Here is a 19,910-nt window from a genome sequence, read left to right on the forward strand (position 1 = left end):
TCTGTCAGAGAACAGAGCGACGCCCAGGCCACACACGGTGACCTGGGCGTCGTCGTACGACGTACTGCGGTGGATCAGCGCGCGGCGGTGCCCTCGACGTAGTCGTCGGCGTCGTGCGACTTGACCCACGCCATCAGCGCACGCAGGTCCTTGCCGACGGCCTCGATCGGGTGCGACTCGCTGGCCTTGCGGAACTCGGCGAACTCCGGCGCGCCGGCGTCCTGGTCGGCGATGAAGCGGGCCGCGAAGGTGCCGTCGGTGATGTCGTTGAGGACGTCCTTCATCCGGGCCTTCACCGACGCGTCGATGATCCGCGGGCCGGACACGTAGTCGCCGTACTCGGCGGTGTCGGAGACCGACCAGCGCTGCTTGGCGATGCCGCCCTCGTACATCAGGTCGACGATCAGCTTGAGCTCGTGCAGGCACTCGAAGTACGCGACCTCCGGCTGGTAGCCGGCCTCGGTCAGCGTCTCGAAGCCGGCCTGGACCAGCGCGGAGACACCACCGCAGAGCACGGCCTGCTCACCGAACAGGTCGGTCTCGGTCTCCTCGGTGAAGGTGGTCTTGATGCCACCGGCCCGCAGGCCGCCGATGCCCTTGGCGTAGGCCAGCGCGAGGTCCCACGCCTTGCCGGTCGCGTCCTGCTCGACCGCGACCAGGACCGGAACGCCCCGGCCCTCGGAGTACTCGCGACGGACCAGGTGCCCCGGGCCCTTCGGCGCGACCATGAACACGTCGACACCGGCCGGGGGCTTGATGTAGCCGAACCGGATGTTGAAGCCGTGCCCGAAGACGAGCGCGTCGCCGTCGACCAGGTTCGGCTCGATGGCCTCCTTGTAGAGCGCCCGCTGGGCCGGGTCCGGCGCCAGCACGACGATCACGTCGGCCTCTTCACAGGCCTCGGCCGGCGTGACGACCCGCAGGCCCTGGGCCTCGGCCTTCGCGCGGCTCTTGGAGCCTTCCGGCAGGCCGACGCGGACGTCGACACCGGAGTCGCGCAGCGACAGCGCGTGGGCGTGGCCCTGGGAGCCGTAGCCGAGCACGGCCACGTTCTTGCCCTGGATCACCGACAGGTCGGCGTTGTCGTCGTAGAACATTTCTGCTGCCACTGGGAGCTCGTCTCCTTGATTCTTCTGGGGTGAGGGGTCGGCGGGTGCCGGCCGGGGTTGCGGGGGCGTCGCTCAGCCGTGCCTGGCCTGCGCGGCGGGGCGGTGACCCGGCGGCGGCGCCGGCACCGGGTGGTTCGGGTTGGCGGCCGCAGCAGCGGCGGGGGTGCCCGCCGGCTGGTCGGCGGCGGGGCGGGCCTGGAGCACCGGCGCGCCGGAAGCCACGTGCGGCGGCGGGACCGGGACCGGACGCAGCGAGCGGTCCGAGATGGACCGGCCACCACGGCCGATCGCGACCATGCCGGACTGGACCAGCTCGCGGACGCCGAACGGTTCGAGCACGCGCATCATCGCCTCGAGCTTCTCGGGGTTGCCGGTCGCCTCAATGGTGATCGCGTCCGGAGCCACGTCCACCACCTTCGCACGGAACAGCTGGACGGTCTCCAGCACCTGCCCGCGGGTGAGGGTGTCGGCCTTCACCTTGACCAGGATCAGCTCACGCTGCACGGTCTGGGTCGGCTCCAGCTCGACGATCTTGATCACGTTCACCAGCTTGTTGAGCTGCTTGGTGATCTGCTCCAGCGGCTGCTCGTCGACGCTGACCGCGATCGTCATCCGGGAGATCTCCGGGTGCTCGGTCGGGCCGACCGCGAGCGAGTCGATGTTGAAGCCCCGCCGCGAGATCAGCGCCGCGACGCGGGCCAGGACACCGTGCTTGTTCTCGACCAGGATGCTCAGTGTGTGCTTGGACATTTACAGCTCCTCCGAGTCCCAGTTCGGGGCCATGTCGCGGGCGATCTGGATGTCGTCGTTGCTGGTGCCGGCGGCAACCATCGGCCAGACCATCGCGTCGCGGTGCACGACGAAGTCGACCACCACCGGCGCGTCGGTGACCGCCATCGCCTTCTCGATCGTGGCGTCGACGGACTCGCGGTCGGAGCAGCGCAGGCCGACCCCACCCATCGCCTCGGCCAGCTTGGCGAAGTCCGGGATCCGCGCCGAGTGCAGGTCGGTGTTGGAGTAGCGCTTGTCGTAGAACAGCGTCTGCCACTGCCGGACCATGCCCAGCGACTGGTTGTTGATCACGGCAACCTTGATCGGGATGCCCTCCAGCGCGCAGGTGACGAGCTCCTGGTTGGTCATCTGGAAGCAGCCGTCGCCGTCGATCGCCCAGACCGTCGCGTCCGGCCGGGCCACCTTGGCGCCCATCGCGGCCGGCACCGAGTAGCCCATGGTGCCGAGGCCGCCGGAGTTCAGCCAGTTCAGCGGCTTCTCGAACGGCAGGTAGTGCGCGGCCCACATCTGGTGCTGGCCGACGCCGCTGGTGTAGATCGTGTCCGGCCCGGCGATCTGGCCGATCCGCTGGATCACGTACTGCGGGGAGAGGCTGCCGTCCTCCGGCTCGTCGTACCCGACCGGGTACTTGGCCTTGACCGAGTCCAGCAGACCGCGCCAGGTGGAGTAGTCCGGGGTCTTGCCGTTGCTGGCGATCTCGGCCTTCAGCGCGCCGATCAGGTCGCCGATGACCTCCTTGCAGTCACCCACGATCGGCACGTCGGCGTGCCGGTTCTTGCCGATCTCGGCCGGGTCGATGTCGGCGTGGATCACCTTCGCGTCCGGCGCGAACGAGGCGAGCTTGCCGGTCACCCGGTCGTCGAACCGGGCGCCCAGGCAGATCAGCAGGTCGGACCGCTGCAGCGCGCCGACGGCCGAGACCGCGCCGTGCATGCCCGGCATGCCGAAGTGCAGCGCGTGGCTGTCGGGCAGTGCGCCGCGGGCCATCAGCGTGGTGACCACGGGGATGCCGAGCAGCTCGGCGAGCTCCTTCAGCTCGGCCGACGCCTTGGCGCGGATCACGCCGCCGCCGACGTACAGCACGGGCTTCTCGGCAGCGGCGATCAGCCGGGCCGCCTCGCGCACCTGCTTGGGGTGCGGGCGGGTCACCGGGCGGTAGCCGGGCAGCGAGAGCTCGGTCGGCCACTGAAAGTCGACCGTGGCCTGCATCGCGTCCTTGGTCACGTCCACCAGGACCGGACCGGGCCGGCCGGTGGAGGCGATGTGGAAGGCCTCGGCGATCGTCGAGGCGATGTCGTTCGGGTCATTGACCAGGAAGTTGTGCTTGGTGATCGGCATCGTGATGCCGCGGATGTCGGCCTCCTGGAAGGCGTCGGTGCCGATCGAGGCGCTGGCCACCTGGCCGGTGATCGCCACCATCGGGACCGAGTCCATGTAGGCGTCGGCGATCGGGGTGACCAGGTTGGTCGCGCCCGGGCCGGAGGTCGCCATGCAGACGCCGACCTTGCCGGTGGTCGAGGCGTAGCCCTGAGCCGCGTGCCCGGCGCCCTGCTCGTGACGTACGAGGATGTGGCGGATCTGGGTCGAGTCGAGCATCGGGTCGTACGCCGGGAGGATCGCGCCGCCCGGAATGCCGAAGACGGTGTCCACTCCGGCGTGTTCCAGTGCGCGGATCAGAGCCTGTGCCCCGGTCAGCTGCTCACTCATGAGTGCCTTCCCTTGTCCAGTCACGATGTTGGCTTGCCGCGACCGATCCATCCTCGCTCGTGGTTGTCGCGGGTGAACCTCTGGGTCCCAGATAGTCGCCCCGGCAACAAAAACGCCCCTTCTGCCGGTTGGCTGAAGGGGCGCGCTCGACTCGGAGGTCGCGTCAGTCGGCGCGCCGCACAAGTACGAGGAGAATCGTTCGCATGCAGGTAACAGTCGCCGACCGGTGCCGATCTGGTCAAGTTCCCCGCTGAGTTGTCTCATTTTCTGAGATGACCGTCTTTAGATACAGACAGCACCTTCCGAGGCCGAGCCGACCAGCTTGACGTACTTGCCCAGTACGCCGCGGGTGATCGCCGGCTCCTTGGGCGACCAGCCCTCCTTGCGGGCTTCCAGCTCGTCGGCCTCGACGTGCAGCTCCAGCGTCCGGTTCTTCACGTCGAGCGTGATCCGGTCGCCGTCGCGGACGAACGCGATCGGGCCGCCGTCGACGGCCTCGGGCGCGACGTGGCCGACGCAGAGTCCCGTCGTACCGCCGGAGAAGCGGCCGTCGGTGAGCAGCAGCACGTCCTTGCCGAGGCCGGCGCCCTTGATCGCGCCGGTGACCGCGAGCATCTCGCGCATCCCGGGACCGCCCTTCGGCCCCTCGTAACGGATCACCACGACGTCGCCGGCCTTCAGCGAACCGTCCTCGACCGCGTCCATCGCGCCCCGCTCGCCGTCGAAGACCCGCGCGGTGCCCTCGAACACGTCGGAGTCGAAACCGGCGCTCTTCACCACCGCGCCCTCCGGCGCGAGCGAGCCACGCAGGATGGTGATCCCGCCGGTGCCGTGGATCGGCCGGTCGAGCGCGCGGATGATCGTGCCGTCGACGTCCGGCGGGGCGATGTCGGCGAGGTTCTCGGCCATCGTCTTGCCGGTCACGGTCAGGCAGTCGCCGTGCAGCAGCCCGGCGTCGAGCAGCGCCCGCATGACCACCGGGATGCCACCGACCCGGTCGACGTCCGTCATCACGTACCGGCCGAACGGCTTCAGGTCGCCCAGGTGCGGGACCTTGTCGCCGACCCGGTTGAAGTCGTCGAGGGTGAGCGCGACCTCGGCCTCGCGCGCGATCGCGAGCAGGTGCAGTACGGCGTTCGTCGAGCCGCCGAGCGCCATCACCACGGCGATCGCGTTCTCGAACGCCTCCTTGGTGAGGATCTGCCGCGCGGTGATGCCCTTCTCGAGCAGCCCCACCACCGCCTCGCCGGAGCGGCGGGCGAACCCGTCACGCCGCCGATCGACCGCGGGCGGCGCCGCGGACCCAGGCAGCGACATGCCGAGCGCCTCGGCCGCCGAGGCCATCGTGTTCGCGGTGTACATGCCACCGCAGGCGCCTTCGCCCGGGCAGATCGCGCGTTCGACGGCATCGACCTCCTCGCGGCTGATCAGGCCACGCGCGCAGGCGCCGACGGCCTCGAACGCGTCGATGATCGTGACGTCCTTGTCGCCGAGGCGCCCGGGCATGATCGACCCGGCGTACAGGAAGACACTGGCCAGGTCGAGGCGCGCGGCGGCCATCAGCATCCCGGGCAGCGACTTGTCGCAGCCGGCCAGCAGGACCGAGCCGTCGAGGCGCTCGGCCTCCATCACGGTCTCGACGGAGTCCGCGATGATCTCGCGGCTGACGAGCGAGTAGTGCATGCCGACGTGGCCCATCGAGATGCCGTCGGAGACGCTGATCGTGCCGAACTCCAGCGGGTACCCGCTGGCCGCGTGCACGCCGTCCTTGACCGCTTTCGCGAGCCGGTCCAGCGACAGGTTGCAGGGGGTGATCTCGTTCCAGCTGGACGCGACGCCGATCTGCGGTTTGGCCCAGTCGTCGTCGCCCATTCCGACGGCCCGCAGCATTCCGCGCGAGGCGGTTGCTTCCAGTCCGTCGGTCACCGTCCGGCTGCGCGGCTTGATGTCAGTCATGCCCTGACTGTATGCCCGCGGTCAGCGGCGGTACTTCTCGGCGAAGGCCTCGAGCGGGTCGCCGCTGTAACCCCAGGGCAGGGTGTTGACCCGGTTGAACATGGCGTCGGCCGACTCCCGCCCGGCATCGCCCTGCGCGTGCTTCAGCAGGTAGGCGTAGTAGTTGTGCGCCTCCAGGTCGGGCGCTTCCGGCGTACGGCCGGGCTGCAGCCACTTGCTCCGGGCGGCGAGCAACGGTTCCTGCCACTTGGTGGACAGCTTGGTCGCCGCGGCGATCTTCTTCACCGCGTTGGCGTCGGTGAACGCGAACACGTGCAGCCGCGCCTCGGTCACCGCCTTGGCCAGTACGGCGCCGAGCACGCTGCCCGGCTTCGCCTTGTCGGCCGTCTCCTGGCCGAACGCGAGCATCTCCTCGATGCTCGTCCCGTACCACTTCGGCGCGATCGCGTGCACCTTGTTGCCGTGCGCCGCGTAGCTGTCGGGGTGCCGCGCGACCGCCTCCTGGAACAGCGACTCGTGCGTGTCCAGGTCGGCGCCCAGCCCGATCGCGATCCACTGGTAGACCGTCCACGGCGTCGGGTCGTCCGGAGCCGTCTCGATCGCCAGTCCGACCACCTCGTACGCCGTACGCAAGATGTCGTGGAAGGTCGAGAACTGCTGCGCGGACACGTCCTTGGCCTGCCGGCCGCTGCGGACCTCCCAGCCTTCGAGGACCAGCGTCTGCGCCAGCCACAGCAGCAGGTCCGGGTCGCGACCGCCGACCTCCTCCAACCGGGCCTCGAGCTGTTCCGAACGACCGACGGCCGCCTCGGAGAGGCCACCGTTCCACACCGCGCGGCGGTCGCCGGCCTGGGCCTTGAACCCGGCCAGCGCGGTGTCGAAGTCGCCCGCCCGGACGGCCACCACAGCCCCGTCGAGCGCCGGGTCGACCCAGGTCCGGTCGAGCAGCAGACCGTCGGTCGGCGGGACCCGCTTCTTGCGCGTGAAGATTCCCATCGAGAGATCCTAGGGCCGCTTCCTGGCCCGCCCGCCCGTTCTGCAGCTTGCTGCAGAACCCTTGACGGCAAGGTGTTTCAGGCCAGGCGGTACCGCTTCGACGCGACCGCCGCGCGGACCTCGGCCGCGGTCTGCTCCGCGTCCAGCGCGCTGGTGTCGATGACGTGCCGCTCCAGCTCGCCGAGGTCCTTGAACGCGTCGTACATGCCGTTGATCGCTTCGACGTCCTTCAACTCCGTGTCGGGCCGCTGCTGGGCGCGCCGCAGCGTCGTCGCGAGGTCGGGCCGCAGTACGACGTACGAGAGCGCGAGCTGGTCGCGCTCCGCGGCGACCCGGTACGGCTTGAGGAACCACGGGCCGATGATCCCGTCGACGACGATGTCGTACCCGCCGCGCGCGTACGTCGTGGCGGTGGCGACGATCGCGTCGACGACGACCTCGTTCTGCTGCTGCGCGCCCGGCATGTACGGCGGGACGAAACCGGTCTTGATCGCGCGGAAGTACAGGTCGGTCGTCAGGTACACGGCCGGCCCGGCGGCATCGGTCGCGACCAGCGCCGCCACGGTCGTCTTCCCCGACCCGGGCGAGCCGGTCAGCAGGATCACTTCCCCAGTCATGGGCGGGACGGTAGCGGTTGGGCTGCTCGAGCAACAGTCCTTTTCAGCCGCCCGCGACGCTGGGCAGGACCAAGAGCTCCGCGCCGTCGGGCAGCTCGGTGTCGAGACCGGCGAGATCGCGGATGTTGTCGTTGCCGAGGTACACGTTGACGTGCCGCCGTAGCGCGCCCTGCTCGTCGGTCAACCGCCGCCGCAGCGCGGGATGTTCCTGCTCGATTTTCGCGAACGCCTCGCCGACTGTCGCCGCCTCGATCGCGACCTTCTCGTTGCCGCCCGCAAACGGCTGCAGCACCGTCGGCAGCTTCACCCGGACCGTCACAGCACGGCCGCCCGAACAGTCAGTACGTCGGGCAGGTGCCGCGCGACCTCGGTCCAGCTGTCGCCCGCGTCGGCGCTCGCGTAGACGCACCCGTCGCGCGTCCCGACGTACACGCCGGCCGGCGTACCGGTGTCGGTGCAGAGCGCGTCCCGCAGCACCGGCGCGTACGACGGCACGTCGGGCAGGCCCTTGGTCAGCGCCTCCCAGGTCGCACCCGCGTCGCGCGAGCGGTAGACGCGGCACTTGGCGTCGGTCGGGATCCGGTTGCCGTCGGCCACCAGCGGGAAGACGTACACGGTCTCCGGCTCGTGCGGGTGCACGGCGATCGGGAAGCCGAAGTCCGAGGGCAGGCCGTCCGCGATCGACTTCCAGATCGCGCCGCCGTCGTCGGAGCGGTACACGCCGTGATGGTTCTGCGCGAACATCCGCTCCGGCACCTCGGGGTGCCCGGCCAGCTTGTGCACGCACTGGCCGAACTCCGGGTCCGGGTCGGGCATGAAGTGGGCCTTGATGCCGTGGTTGGCCGGCGTCCAGGTCTGTCCGCCGTCGTCGGTCTGGTAGACGCCGCCGGTCGACATCGCGACGCTGACCCGGCCGGTGTCGGTCGGGTGCGGCAGCACGGTGTGGATCGCCTGGCCGCCGAAGCCGGCGCCCCAGTCCTTGCGGTGCGGGTGGTCCCAGAGGCCGCGGACCAGCGCGAAGGTCACGCCGCCGTCGGTCGACTTCCACAGCGACGACGGCTGCGCGCCGGCGTACACGACGTCCTTGTCCTCGGGCGCCCCGGGCTGGATCTGCCAGACGCGCTCGACCGAGGTGCCGGCGTCCTTCGGGAAGCCGATCGAGCCCTCCGGTGGCTCGGCCCAGGACTGCCCGAGGTCGTCGGAGTGGAAGACGGCCGGGCCCCAGTGCTCGCTGGTCCCACCGGCGAACAGGCGCGGCCGATCGCCGCGGGTGTCGATGCCGACGGAGTAGATCCCCTGCATCTCGAAGTGCGGCCCGTCGAGCGTCCACAGCTGACGCTCGGCGGTGCTGCGCCCGATCCAGAGCCCCTTCTTGGTCCCGATCAGCAGTACGGCCTCGGACATCTTTGTCCTCCAGGTTTCAGCGTGGTGGTCCTGCCACCACATTGATCAACGGTTCCTTCTTCACGTACCGGTCGAGCTGGGCCCGGACCAGCCGCGCGACCCGCGGCGGGAACGCCGTCGAGGCCCCACCCCGGTGCGGGATGATCAGCACGTTCGGCGCCGACCACAGCGGGTGCCCTTCCGGCAACGGCTCGGGATCGGTCACGTCCAGCGCGGCGCGGACTCGCCCCTTGTGCAGCGCGGCGACCAGGTCGTCGGTGTTCACCACGACACCGCGGGCCACGTTGACCAGCAGGGCGCCGTCCTTCATCCGGCCCAGGAACTCCGCGTCCACCAGGCCCTTCGTCTGCTCGGTCGCCGGGGTCAGCAGTACGACGACGTCCGCGCGCGGCAGCAGCTCCGGCAGCTCGGTGATCGGGTGCACGCCCTCCCGCGCCCGCCGCGCGACCCGGATGACGTCGCACTCGAACCCGGCCAGCCGCCGCTCCAGCGCCTCGCCGATCGACCCGTACCCGAGGATCAGCACGGTCCGATCGGCGAGCGAGTCGTCGATCCCGGCGTCGGCCGGCCAGATCCCCTGCTGCTGGTTGACGACCGCCTTCGGGATCCTCCGGTACGACGCCAGGATCAGCCCGACCGCCAGCTCCGCCGTCGACGCGTCGTGCACGCCGCGCGCGTTGCACAGCGTCACGCCGTCGGGCAGGTGCGGCAGCACGTTCTCGAACCCGGCGGTCTGCGTCTGGACGACCTTGAGATTCGGCATCTCACGGATGACCTCGACGACCTGGGAGCTGCCCATGTAGCTGGGCACGTAGAACTCGACCTGGTCAGGCTCCGCGGGCAGCTCGCCGCCGCCGTAGTACGTCGCCTCGACCCGCTCCGGGAGCCCACCGAGAAACTCGGCCGGGTCCTTCCACGGCAGCCATGTGATCACCGAATCAGCCATACCCGAAAACCTACTCGCCACCACCGACGCCGGGCGACCGCCCGGTCATGCCGATCAGCCGATCCGTCAACGGCACGCTCAGCACACGCCCGGCCGGCCTCAGGTCGATCATCTGGTCCTCCTTGTCTCGTACGTCACGTCGGAGCCGCCGGCAGCGTCTCGACATCCGGTTGCAAGAAATTCTTCTGCCCGTTGTTCGACTCCCGTCGTACTCTGATTGGGTGCCTTCGACATCGGGTTCGACCTCGACTGTGGAACACGATCAGGCGGTCGGACGTCTCCGAGCGTCCTACCAGGCCATTCCCCCCGGGGAACCGGTCCGCCTGGCCAAACGCAGCTCGAACCTCTTCCGCCCTCGAACGGCGGTCGAGACGCCCGGCCTGGACGTCTCCGGGCTGACCGGCGTCATCTCGGTCGACCCCGAGGCCCGGACGGCGGACGTCCAGGGCATGTGCACGTACGAGGACCTGGTCGCCGCCACCCTGCCGTACGGCCTGACCCCGATGGTCGTCCCGCAGCTGAAGACGATCACGCTCGGTGGCGCCGTGACCGGCCTCGGCATCGAGTCGTCGTCGTTCCGGGCCGGCCTGCCGCACGAGTCCGTGCTCGAGCTCGACATCCTGACCGGCGCCGGCGAGGTCGTCACCGCGCGGCCGACCGGCGAGCACGCGTCGCTGTTCCGCACCTTCCCGAACTCGTACGGCACGCTCGGCTACGCCACCCGCCTGCGGATCGAGCTCGACCGCATCTCGCCGTACGTCGCGCTGCGGCACGTCCGGCTGGGGCTGGACGCACTGGCCCCGGCGATCGACGAGATCGTTGCTCAGGGCACGTACGAGGGTGAGCCGGTGCACTTCGTCGACGGCGTCGCCTTCAGCCCGACGGAGGCGTACCTGACCCTCGGCCGCAACAGCGACGCCGCCGTACCGACGAGCGACTACACGGGCCAGCAGATCTACTACCGCTCGATCCAGCAGCGCCCGACCGACTTCCTCACCGCCCACGACTACCTGTGGCGCTGGGACACCGACTGGTTCTGGTGCTCGGCCGCGTTCGGCGCGCAGAACCGGTGGGTCCGTCGGCTGTGGCCTTCACGGCTTCGCCGCAGCGACGTCTACCACCGGATCATCGGCTTCGAGAACCGCCACGGGTACGCCGCCCGGCTGAACCGGCGCCGCGGCAACCCCGACCGCGAGCGCGTCGTACAGGACGTGGAGATCCCCGTTTCGCGCCTCGCCGACTTCCTCCGCTGGTTCGACGCCGAGGTCGGCATGCGGCCGGTCTGGCTGTGCCCGCTGCGCCTGCGGGGCACCGACACCTGGCCGCTCTACCCGCTGGCTTCGTCCGTCACCTACGTCAACGTCGGCTTCTGGGGCACGGTCGCGATCGCCCCGGGCGCGGCCGACGGCGACGTGAACCGCCGCATCGAGGCGGCGGTCGCCGAGTTCGGCGGCCACAAGTCCCTGTACTCCGACGCCTACTACGACCGGGAAACCTTCGAGCGCCTCTACAACGTCCCGGCCCTCACTGCAGTCAAGAACATCTACGACCCCAACGCCCGCCTCACCGGGCTCTACGAAAAGGCGGTGACTCGCCGATGACGACAGTCGCGACGCAGATCTCGATCGCTCAGGCCCTCACGGCCGTGGCCCCCGAAGGCCTCCCGTTCCGCTTCACCGCCTACGACGGCAGCGCGGCCGGCCCCGAGGACTCCCCCATCCACATGCACCTGGCCACCGAACGCGGCCTGTCCTACATCCTCACCGCGCCCGGCGACCTCGGCATGGTCCGCGCCTACGTCCAGGGCGACCTCGAGATCACCGGCGTCCACCCCGGCAACCCGTACGACCTCATGCGCATGATGCTCAACCAGCTCCACTTCGAGCGTCCCACGCCGTCGGAGGCCCTGCGCATCGTCCGAGGCCTCGGCTGGTCCCACCTGAAGCCCCCGCCGCCCCCGCCGCAGGAGCACCTCCCCAAGTGGCGCCGGACCTTCGAGGGCCTGCGCCACTCCCGCACCCGCGACAAGGCCGCCATCCACCACCACTACGACGTCTCGAACACCTTCTACGAGTACGTCCTCGGCCCCTCCATGACGTACACGTGTGCGGTCTTCCCCACTGTTGTGTCGTCCTTGGAAGAAGCCCAGTTCGAAAAGTACGACCTGGTGGCCCGCAAGCTGGACCTCGAGCCCGGCCAAAGGTTGCTGGACGTCGGCTGCGGCTGGGGCGGCATGGTCCGCCACGCCGCCCGCGAGTACGGCGTACGAGCTCTGGGCGTCACCCTGTCGGCCGCCCAAGCCGAGTGGGCCACCGCCGCAATCAAGCAAGAAGGCCTGGAAGACCTCGCCGAAGTCCGCTTCCTCGACTACCGCGACGTGGTTGAGTCCGACTTCGACGCCATCAGCTCCATCGGCCTCACCGAACACATCGGCGTCCGCAACTACCCGTCGTACTTCGGCTTCCTCCTGGACCACCTGAAGCCCGGCGGCCGGCTCCTCAACCACACCATCACCCGCCCCGACAACCGCTTCCGCTCCACCGGCGCCTTCATCGACCGCTACATCTTCCCCGACGGCGAACTCATCGGCTCCGGCCGAATCATCGCCGAGGCCCAAGACGCCGGCTTCGAAGTCCGCCACGAAGAAAACCTCCGCGAGCACTACGCGTTGACCCTCGCCGGTTGGTCCGAAAACCTCGAATCCCACTGGGACGAAGCGGTCGCCGAAGTCGGCTACCCCACAGCCAAGATCTGGGGCTTGTACTTGGCCGCCTGCCGAGTCGGCTTCGAACGCAACAACACCCAACTCCACCAAATCCTCGCGGTGAAGCTGGACGACCAGGCCAACGCCCACTTCCCCCTCCGCCCCACGTGGGGAAGCTGAGCGCCCGTCCGGCCTACTGCTGCGTGACCGTCAGCTCTGTTGCTGTCTCGTCGCTGATCAGGCCGGCGCGGTCTCGGCTCCAGGCGGAGAGGCGCAGCCAGCCCGCCTCGGCCAGGGTGAGTTTGACGTCCGGTGTGCCTGCCGGCGTCGTACCGGTGGGGGCGCCGAAGAACCCGTAGCTGTAGCTGGTCAGGTCCGTGGAGCCGCCGTTCGTGAAGTGCAGGGTGACCTCCTGCCCGACGCGGTACGGCGCTTCCGGGCTGATCGTCAGGCCGGGAGCGTTCGGCCGCTCGGTGTCGACCGTGAGCTCACAGCTGTCCGACCAGGCGGTGTAGTTCGTACCGTCGAAGACCCGAGCGTGCCATTCATAGGTCTTCCCGTTCTCCAGCGCGGGAGTGGTCTCGGGCTCGAACCAGGACCCGGTCCCCTTCGTCGGGCTCTGTCCGTCGAGCACCTGCTCACCGGTGCCCAGCTCGGACATCTGGAACTGCACGCTGACACTCGGGCCGTCCTGCACACGCGGGACCAGGACGCGCAGTCGCGGGTTCGTCCCCGGCAGGTACGGGCGCGCGTCGCCGGTCGCACAACTGCTCGTCGGATCGATCGTCGCCATCTGGTCGGCAGTCGGCGCCGACAGTCCGGTGCCCGGCGTGGTCGGAGCGACATCGACGTTCAGCTTGGCCGGCGGGGAGCTGGGATTGCCGGCCCGGTCGTAGGACCAGACGGTGATTGTGGTCGGGCCGACGTCGCGGAACGTGTACTGAGCTGTTGCGGGGGTGCTGGGGATGCGGACGTCGGCGGTGTCGCGGTCGCCGTACCCGTACGCCGTGACGTCGGTGGAACTAGTGGGGCTGAAGGCGAGCGTGACGGTCTGACCGACCTGGTACGGACCCTCGGGGGTGATCGTCACGCCCGGGGCGTCGGGCCGGTCGGTGTCGACGGTGAGCTCGCACTTGCGGGACCAGGGTGAGTACTCGGTGCCGTCGAAGATCCGGGCCTGCCAGGCGTAGGTCTTGCCGTTCTCCAACTGCGGCTGTCGGCCGGGCGTCTCGACCCACGAGCCGACGAGCTTCAGGTCGCTCTGGCCGGTGAAGACGCGCTTGCCGGTGGCGACGTCGACCACGCGGAACTGGGCACTGGCGCGGGCCGGGCCGTTCGGGTCCTCGGGGAGGAAGGTCTGCAGACGGGGAGCGGTGTCGGCGATGTACGGGTGGGCGTCGCCGCGGACGCAGGCCGTGTTCGGCCCGACCGTCTGCAGATGCTCCGGCGCGGGGCGCGGCGGTGCGGCGTACGCGGACAGTGGGGCCGCGACGCAGGTGGCGGCGGTCAGGAGGGCGGCTGAGAGCAGGCGGAAGCGCATGAGGTCCTCGTGTGTGAAGGCGGCTCCCCCGAGCCACGGCAGGCTACGTGAGTGGGTAGTGGCGCAACAACTGGCAAAAGCTGCAACTCCGGTGGCGGGTGGTGACGCGGCTTTCGCGGGGTTTTCGGGGGTACTTCGGGATAGTGAGGGTGGTGGGTTGTCGACTCGGAGGAGATGGCGTGCGTACTGCGGCTCTGGTGGTGGCGGTGGGGTTGTTGGCTGCTGGGTGCTCGGACGGGGGCGGCGGCGAGGGAGCTGCCTCGCCTTCGGCGTCGGTGACCAGTAGCGGGACGCCGTCCGGTACGCCGGTGCCGTCGGCCCCGAGCAGCGCGGTGCCTCAGGGGCCGGTGAAGTTGGCGGTGGCGGGGACTGTGGCTACGGGGATCGAGGTGCCTTGGGGGCTGGCGTTTCTGCCGGACAAGTCGGCCTTGGTGACCGAGCGGGACTCGGGGAAGGTGAAGCGGGTCGCCGGTGGTCGGGCGACCGAGGTGGGGAGCGTCGAGGGAGTGGACGCCTCGTCCGAGGGTGGGTTGCTGGGGATTGCGGTGGATCCGCAGTACCCGACGCGGCCGTATGTCTATGTCTACTACTCGACCGGCGACGACAACCGGATTGCTCGGATGACGTACCAGGGCAACAGGCTCAGCGGGCAGCAGGTCATCTTGGACGGGATTCCGATGGCGGCTGTGCACAACGGTGGGCGGTTGCGGTTCGGGCCCGATGGATTCTTGTACGCCGGGACCGGCGACGGGAGTGACCGGCCGAACTCGCAGAACGACGACTCGTTGGGTGGGAAGATCCTCCGGATCACGACCGACGGCAAGGCGGCGCCGGGCAATCCCCAAGGGCGGATGTGGTTCTCCAAGGGGCACCGGAACGTCCAGGGGCTCGCCTTCGACAAGGACCAGTTGTACGCCGCCGAGTTCGGCCAGGACACCTGGGACGAGCTGAACACGATCACCGCCGGCGCCAACTACGGGTGGCCGGGCGCCGAGGGGATCAGCAAGCTGGACGGCATGGTCGACCCGATCGCGCAGTGGAAGACCGACGACGCGTCGCCGTCGGGGATCGCGGTCGCGCAGGGGCACGTGTTCATGGCCGGTCTCCGCGGCGAACGGCTGTGGGCGATTCCCGTTGCCGACGGCAAGCGGACGGGTGAGCCGGTGGCGTTCTTCACCAACCAGTACGGGCGTTTGCGGACCGTCGAGGCCGCGCCGGACGGGTCGTTGTGGGTGACGACGTCGAACACCGACGGGCGCGGCGACGTACAGGACGGCGACGACCGGATCCTGCGGGTGACCATCAGCCGCTGACGATGCATGGAATTTTCTCTCACCTGGTACTAGTGGAAGCACACACACTCAGGGAGGGGAGACGCTGTGCCTCATCAGGCGCCACTGGAATCCAGCGTGATCACGTCGACGGAGCGGTACGAGGACGCAGTGCGCACCGTCGACCAGCTGAGGTCCTACGGGATGAGACAGCTGGAGATCACCGGCGCCGGACTGCGCATGGTGGACAGACGCAACGGCAAGATCGCGCGGGCCAGTGGGTTCAGCGCGCTGTCCGGTGCGGCGCTGGGGCTGGCCCTCGGTGTGTTCGTGACGCTGGTCGCCGACACGAGCATGACCGGGCTGGTCGTCGTGTTCTGGGGACTTGTGTACGGCGCGATCCTGGGCGCCCTGGTCGGCTTCTTCAAGGCGCTCGTGCACAACCGCCCGGAGGCGGCAGCGAGTGAGGTCCGTCCGACCGAGTACGAGGTGCGCTGCGCGCCGGCTGACGTCGCCGTGGCGAAGAAGCTGCTCACCACTCCCCCGGACCTGCATCACCAGGAAGCGGCCTGACAGACCGACGGACCCCAGGGATCACTCCCTGGGGTCCATCAGCACGTAGTACTAGATCCCGAGCTTGGCGTTCAGCAGTTCGCGGACCTTTGCCGCGTCGCCCTGGCCGCGCAGGTCCTTCATCACGGCGCCGATCAGCGCACCCGCGGCGGCGGGCTTGCCGGAGTTGACCTTCTCCACCACGTCCGGGTTCGCCGCGATCGCGCGGTCGATGGCCTCGATCAGCGCGGAGTCGTCGGAGACCAGCGCGAGCCCGCGGGCCTCGATGATCTGCGCCGGCGTGCCCTCGCCCTTCACCAGGCCGTCGAAGACCTGACGAGCGAGCTTGTCGTTCAGCGCACCGTCGTCGACCAGCTTCTGCACCTCGGCGACCTCAGCCGCACCGACCCCCAGCGAGCCCAGCTCCTGACCCGACTCGTTGGCAGCACGAGCCAGCTCACCCAGCCACCACTTCTTCGCGGCGGCCGCGCTGACCCCGAGCTCAACCGTGCCGACCACCAGCTCCAGCGCGTTGCCGTTGATGACGTCGCGCATCTCCAGGTCGGTGAAGCCCCACTTCTCCTGCAGCCGGACGCGACGCGTCGACGGTGCCTCGGGCAGCGTCGCGCGCAGCTCCTCGACCCACTCGCGCGACGGCGCGACCGGGACCAGGTCCGGCTCGGGGAAGTACCGGTAGTCGTCGGCGTCCGACTTCTCCCGGCCGGACGTGGTGACGCCGGTGTCCTCGTGCCAGTGCCGTGTCTCCTGCAGGACCTTCTCCCCCGACGCCAGTACGGCGGCCTGCCGGGTGATCTCGTAGGTCACCGCCCGCTCGACCGAGCGGAACGAGTTCACGTTCTTGGTCTCGGTCCGCGTGCCCAGCACCGTCGAGCCGTGCGGCTTCAGCGAGACGTTGGCGTCGCAGCGCAGCGAGCCCTGGTCCATCCGGACGTCGGACACGTCCAGCGCGAGCAGCAGGTCACGCAGCATGCTCACGTACGCCCGGGCGACCGCCGCCGCCTTCTCCGGCGCGACCTCGATCGTGCGGGTGACGATCTCGATCAACGGGATGCCGGCCCGGTTGTAGTCGACCAGCGAGTGCGAGGCGCCGTGGATCCGGCCGGTCGCGCCACCCACGTGGGTGGACTTGCCGGTGTCCTCCTCCATGTGCGCGCGCTCGATCTCGATCCGGTACGTCTCGCCGTCGACGACGACCTCGGTCCAGCCGTCGAACGCGATCGGCTCGTCGTACTGCGAGGTCTGGAAGTTCTTCGGCATGTCCGGGTAGAAGTAGTTCTTCCGGGCGAACCGGCACCACTCGGCGATCTCGCAGTTCAGAGCGAGGCCGATCTTGATCGCCGCCTCGACGGCCTTCCGGTTGACGACCGGGAGCGCGCCGGGCAGACCGAGGCAGACCGGGCAGGTCTGCGTGTTCGGCGGGGCGCCGAACACGGTCGGGCAGCCGCAGAACATCTTCGAGTTGGTGTTCAGCTCGACGTGGACCTCGAGACCGAGCACCGGGTCGTACTGCGCGAGCGCATCTTCTATCGCGAAAACCGCGGCGGTCATCGGGTCACCTCCAGCTCCGGAGCCTTGGACATCAGGACGCCGCCCCACTGCTCGGCCAGCGCGGCCTCGAGCGCGCCACCGACCTGGTAGAGCAGCTCGTCACGCATCACCGGCGCCATCACGTGGAAGCCGACCGGCATGCCGTCCTCGTCGGCCAGGCCGCACGGGAACGACGCGGCCGCGTTGCCGGCCAGGTTGGACGGGATCGTGCACAGGTCGTTCTTGTACATCGCGATCGGGTCGTTCACCCGGTCGCCGATCGCGAACGCGGTCGTCGGCGTGGCCGGCGAGACCAGCACGTCGACCTGCTCGTAGGCCTTCTCGAAGTCGCGCGCGATCAGCGTGCGCACCTTCTGTGCCTGGCCGTAGTACGCGTCGTAGTAGCCGCTCGACAGCGCGTGCGTGCCGAGCATGATCCGGCGCTTGACCTCCGCGCCGAAGCCGGCCTCACGGGTCAGGTTCATCACCCGCTCCGCGCTGTTCTCGCCGTCGTCGCCGACCCGCAGCCCGTACCGCATCGCGTCGAACTTGGCCAGGTTGGACGAGGCCTCGCTCGGCAGGATCAGGTAGTACGCCGGCAGCGCGTACTGGAAGTGCGGGCAGGACACCTCGACCACCTCGGCGCCGAGCTTGGTGAGCAGCTCGACCGCCTCGTGGAAGCGCGCCTCGACCCCCGGCTGGTACCCGTCACCGCCGAGCTCCTTGACGACACCGATCCGCAGACCGGCCACGTCGGCCCGGCGCGCCGCGTCGACAACCGCCGGGACCGGCTGGTTGATCGAGGTCGAGTCCATCGCGTCGTACCCGGCGATCACCTCGTGCAGCAGCGCCGCGTCGAGCGTCGTCCGCGCGCACGGACCAGGTGTGTCCAGGCTGGAGGCGAGCGCGATCAGCCCGTACCGCGAGGTGCCGCCGTACGTCGGCTTGACGCCGACCGTGCCGGTGAACGCACCCGGCTGGCGGATCGAGCCACCGGTGTCCGTGCCGATCGCGAGCGGTGCCTCGTACGCCGAGATGGCCGCCGACGAACCGCCGCCGGAGCCACCGGGGATCCGGTTCAGGTCCCACGGGTTGTGCGTGGTGCCGTACGCCGAGTTCTCGGTCGAGGACCCCATCGCGAACTCGTCCATGTTGGTCTTGCCGAGGATCACGACCCCGGCCGCCTTCAACCGCTGCACGACGGTCGCGTCGTACGGCGGCTTCCAGCCCTCGAGCATCTTCGACCCGGCGGTCGTCGGGATGCCGTCCTGGGTCAGCACGTCCTTCAGCGCCAGCGGTACGCCGGCCAGCGGGCCGAGCTTCTCCCCGGCGGCACGCTTCTTGTCGACGGCCGCGGCCTGCGCCAGCGCGCCCTCGGTATCGACGTGCAGGAACGCGTGCACGGCACCGTCGACGGCACCGATGCGGTCCAGGTGTGCCTGGGTGATCTCCACCGCGCTGGCCTCACCGGACGTCATCAGCTCCGACAGCTCGACCGCTGTCTTGCGGATCAGGTCACCCATCAGTCCTCCTCCAGGATCCGCGGCACCCGGAATCGCTGCTCCTCCGCGGCCGGCGCGCCGGACAGGGCCTGCTCCGGCGTCAGGCACGGCACGTTCACGTCGTCCCGCATCACGTTCGTGAGCGGCAGGGCGTGCGAGGTCGGCGGGATGTCGTCCGCGGCCACCTCGCTGACCTGCCCGACCAGCGCGATGATCTGGTCGAGCTGCGGTGCGAGGTGGTCGAGCTCGTCGTCGGAGAGCTCGATCCGCGCCAGTCGCGCTAGGTGCGCGACCTCTTCGCGGGTAATCGATGGCATGAAGGGCATCCAATGTCTGCAGTTGCTAAACAAAGCACCACTCGGAGGTTTGGAGTGGCACCTGAGCCATCCTAGAGGTCCGTCGTGACGGCTGTGTTGCCTGCTGCCCGATGCTGTGGACAACCCAGCGAGGTTCACCAGATGGAGCACCGGTGGCGTGTCTCTTTGCTCCGCTCTGTAACATTGGCCGCGACAGGGCGTAACTTGCGTGGTTTTGGGCTGGGAGATGATCGTTCGGTGTTCCTGCTGCGATTGATCATCCCGGACCGCCCCGGTTCGCTCGGCACGGTGGCGACCGCCCTCGGTGAGGTCGACGCCGACATCCACGCGATCGAGATCGTCGAGCACCGCCGCGAGAACGGCACGGCCGTCGACGACATCGTGGTCGACCTCCCGCCCGGCGTTCTGCCCGACCGTCTGGTCTCGGCCTGCAACAGCGTCGAAGACGTCGAGGTGATCTGGTTCTCGCGGTACGGCGCGGGCGGTGGCCTGCACATGGACCTCGAGGCCGTCGAGCAGATGACGTCCGCACCGGCCGAGGCGATCGACATCCTGGTCGAGCAGTCGCCCTCGGTGCTGCACGCCGACTGGGCCGCGCTGCTGGACGGCACCGGCGGCGAAGTGAAGGTCGCGCTGGAGACCAGCGCGACGCCGGAGTTCGGCGACCTGGTCGACCAGTGGCTGCCGCTGGCGAAGGCGACGACGCTGGCCGCCCCGGACCACAAGGGCCTGGTCGAGTCGGTGCTGGTCGCCGCCCCGCTGGAGTCCGACCGCCGGGTGCTCGTGATCGGCCGCCGCGGTGGACCCGAGTTCCTCGGCTCCGAGGTGGCCCGGCTCAGCTATCTGGCCAACCTCGCCGTGACGATCCACGCGACCGCGTAGCCACACCGAAAGCCCCCTCACACCAGGTGTGAGGGGCTTTTGCGTGATCGAGAAAGCTCGCGTGATC

General features: G+C 69.5%; 18 protein-coding genes. 5 read left to right on the plus strand and 13 right to left on the minus strand.

Translation table 11 applies throughout. The features are described 5' to 3' along the window. Positions 1–74: 74 nt before the first annotated feature. The 9 genes from ilvC to ACLQ2O_RS35445 form a co-directional block, all read right to left on the minus strand. On the minus strand, positions 75–1,097 hold the full coding sequence (gene ilvC, locus ACLQ2O_RS35405; protein ID WP_184806177.1) for a ketol-acid reductoisomerase: 1,023 nt from the start codon (positions 1,095–1,097) through the stop codon (positions 75–77). Positions 1,098–1,181: 84 nt separating this feature from the next. Then, complete coding sequence (gene ilvN / locus ACLQ2O_RS35410) at positions 1,182–1,859, minus strand: acetolactate synthase small subunit (RefSeq protein ID WP_425840872.1); 678 nt, start codon at positions 1,857–1,859, stop codon at positions 1,182–1,184. Next, complete coding sequence (locus ACLQ2O_RS35415; RefSeq protein WP_425840875.1) at positions 1,860–3,659, minus strand: acetolactate synthase large subunit; 1,800 nt, start codon at positions 3,657–3,659, stop codon at positions 1,860–1,862. Positions 3,660–3,890: 231 nt separating this feature from the next. After that, positions 3,891–5,564 (minus strand): dihydroxy-acid dehydratase, encoded by a 1,674-nt coding sequence (ilvD, locus tag ACLQ2O_RS35420; RefSeq protein ID WP_425840878.1) that lies wholly within the window; start codon positions 5,562–5,564, stop codon positions 3,891–3,893. A gap of 21 nt (positions 5,565–5,585) precedes the next feature. Further along, positions 5,586–6,560, minus strand: a complete 975-nt coding sequence (locus tag ACLQ2O_RS35425) for a hypothetical protein (protein WP_425840881.1) — start codon at positions 6,558–6,560, stop codon at positions 5,586–5,588. Positions 6,561–6,637: 77 nt separating this feature from the next. After that, complete coding sequence (locus ACLQ2O_RS35430) at positions 6,638–7,177, minus strand: AAA family ATPase (protein ID WP_425840884.1); 540 nt, start codon at positions 7,175–7,177, stop codon at positions 6,638–6,640. Positions 7,178–7,220: 43 nt separating this feature from the next. After that, positions 7,221–7,496, minus strand: coding sequence for a ubiquitin-like small modifier protein 1 (locus ACLQ2O_RS35435; RefSeq protein ID WP_425840887.1), 276 nt, complete (start codon positions 7,494–7,496; stop codon positions 7,221–7,223). Further along, positions 7,493–8,581, minus strand: a complete 1,089-nt coding sequence (locus ACLQ2O_RS35440; protein WP_425840890.1) for a WD40/YVTN/BNR-like repeat-containing protein — start codon at positions 8,579–8,581, stop codon at positions 7,493–7,495. Before ACLQ2O_RS35440 ends, ACLQ2O_RS35435 begins: the two co-directional genes overlap by 4 nt. A gap of 16 nt (positions 8,582–8,597) precedes the next feature. Then, complete coding sequence (locus ACLQ2O_RS35445; RefSeq protein WP_425840893.1) at positions 8,598–9,527, minus strand: 2-hydroxyacid dehydrogenase; 930 nt, start codon at positions 9,525–9,527, stop codon at positions 8,598–8,600. Between the two features lie 221 nt (positions 9,528–9,748). Here ACLQ2O_RS35445 and ACLQ2O_RS35450 point away from each other — a divergent pair, with 221 nt between their 5' ends. Next, positions 9,749–11,128: an FAD-binding oxidoreductase gene (locus ACLQ2O_RS35450; RefSeq protein ID WP_425840896.1), complete on the plus strand. Its 1,380-nt coding sequence runs from the start codon at positions 9,749–9,751 to the stop codon at positions 11,126–11,128. Further along, a complete protein-coding gene (locus ACLQ2O_RS35455; RefSeq protein WP_425840899.1) occupies positions 11,125–12,411 on the plus strand; it encodes a class I SAM-dependent methyltransferase in 1,287 nt (428 codons plus the stop codon). Before ACLQ2O_RS35450 ends, ACLQ2O_RS35455 begins: the two co-directional genes overlap by 4 nt. A 13-nt stretch (positions 12,412–12,424) precedes the next feature. Here ACLQ2O_RS35455 and ACLQ2O_RS35460 read toward each other — a convergent pair whose 3' ends face one another. Further along, complete coding sequence (locus ACLQ2O_RS35460) at positions 12,425–13,771, minus strand: hypothetical protein (RefSeq protein WP_425840902.1); 1,347 nt, start codon at positions 13,769–13,771, stop codon at positions 12,425–12,427. A 179-nt stretch (positions 13,772–13,950) separates the two neighbouring features. On the opposite strand from ACLQ2O_RS35460, the gene ACLQ2O_RS35465 reads away from it, so the two are divergent. Further along, positions 13,951–15,084, plus strand: a complete 1,134-nt coding sequence (locus ACLQ2O_RS35465) for a PQQ-dependent sugar dehydrogenase (protein WP_425840905.1) — start codon at positions 13,951–13,953, stop codon at positions 15,082–15,084. A gap of 96 nt (positions 15,085–15,180) precedes the next feature. Then, positions 15,181–15,615, plus strand: a complete 435-nt coding sequence (locus ACLQ2O_RS35470; protein ID WP_425840907.1) for a hypothetical protein — start codon at positions 15,181–15,183, stop codon at positions 15,613–15,615. 51 nt (positions 15,616–15,666) lie between these two features. Here the strand turns inward: ACLQ2O_RS35470 and gatB are convergent, their stop codons facing one another. From gatB to gatC, 3 genes are read right to left on the minus strand one after another with little or no spacing between them, the layout of a single operon-like run. Further along, positions 15,667–17,163, minus strand: a complete 1,497-nt coding sequence (gatB, locus tag ACLQ2O_RS35475; RefSeq protein WP_425840910.1) for an Asp-tRNA(Asn)/Glu-tRNA(Gln) amidotransferase subunit GatB — start codon at positions 17,161–17,163, stop codon at positions 15,667–15,669. After that, entirely contained in the window at positions 17,160–18,665 is a 1,506-nt protein-coding gene (gene gatA, locus ACLQ2O_RS35480) for an Asp-tRNA(Asn)/Glu-tRNA(Gln) amidotransferase subunit GatA (protein WP_425840913.1), read from the minus strand. The genes gatB and gatA overlap by 4 nt, the downstream gene beginning before the upstream one ends. Then, positions 18,665–18,961: an Asp-tRNA(Asn)/Glu-tRNA(Gln) amidotransferase subunit GatC gene (gene gatC / locus ACLQ2O_RS35485; protein ID WP_425840916.1), complete on the minus strand. Its 297-nt coding sequence runs from the start codon at positions 18,959–18,961 to the stop codon at positions 18,665–18,667. Before gatC ends, gatA begins: the two co-directional genes overlap by 1 nt. 237 nt (positions 18,962–19,198) lie before the next feature. Here gatC and ACLQ2O_RS35490 point away from each other — a divergent pair, with 237 nt between their 5' ends. Further along, positions 19,199–19,843 (plus strand): ACT domain-containing protein, encoded by a 645-nt coding sequence (locus ACLQ2O_RS35490; protein ID WP_425840918.1) that lies wholly within the window; start codon positions 19,199–19,201, stop codon positions 19,841–19,843. The last annotated feature ends 67 nt before the right edge of the window (positions 19,844–19,910 follow it).

Source organism: Kribbella sp. DT2 (genome assembly GCF_049844575.1).
Classification (GTDB): Bacteria; Actinomycetota; Actinomycetes; order Propionibacteriales; family Kribbellaceae; genus Kribbella.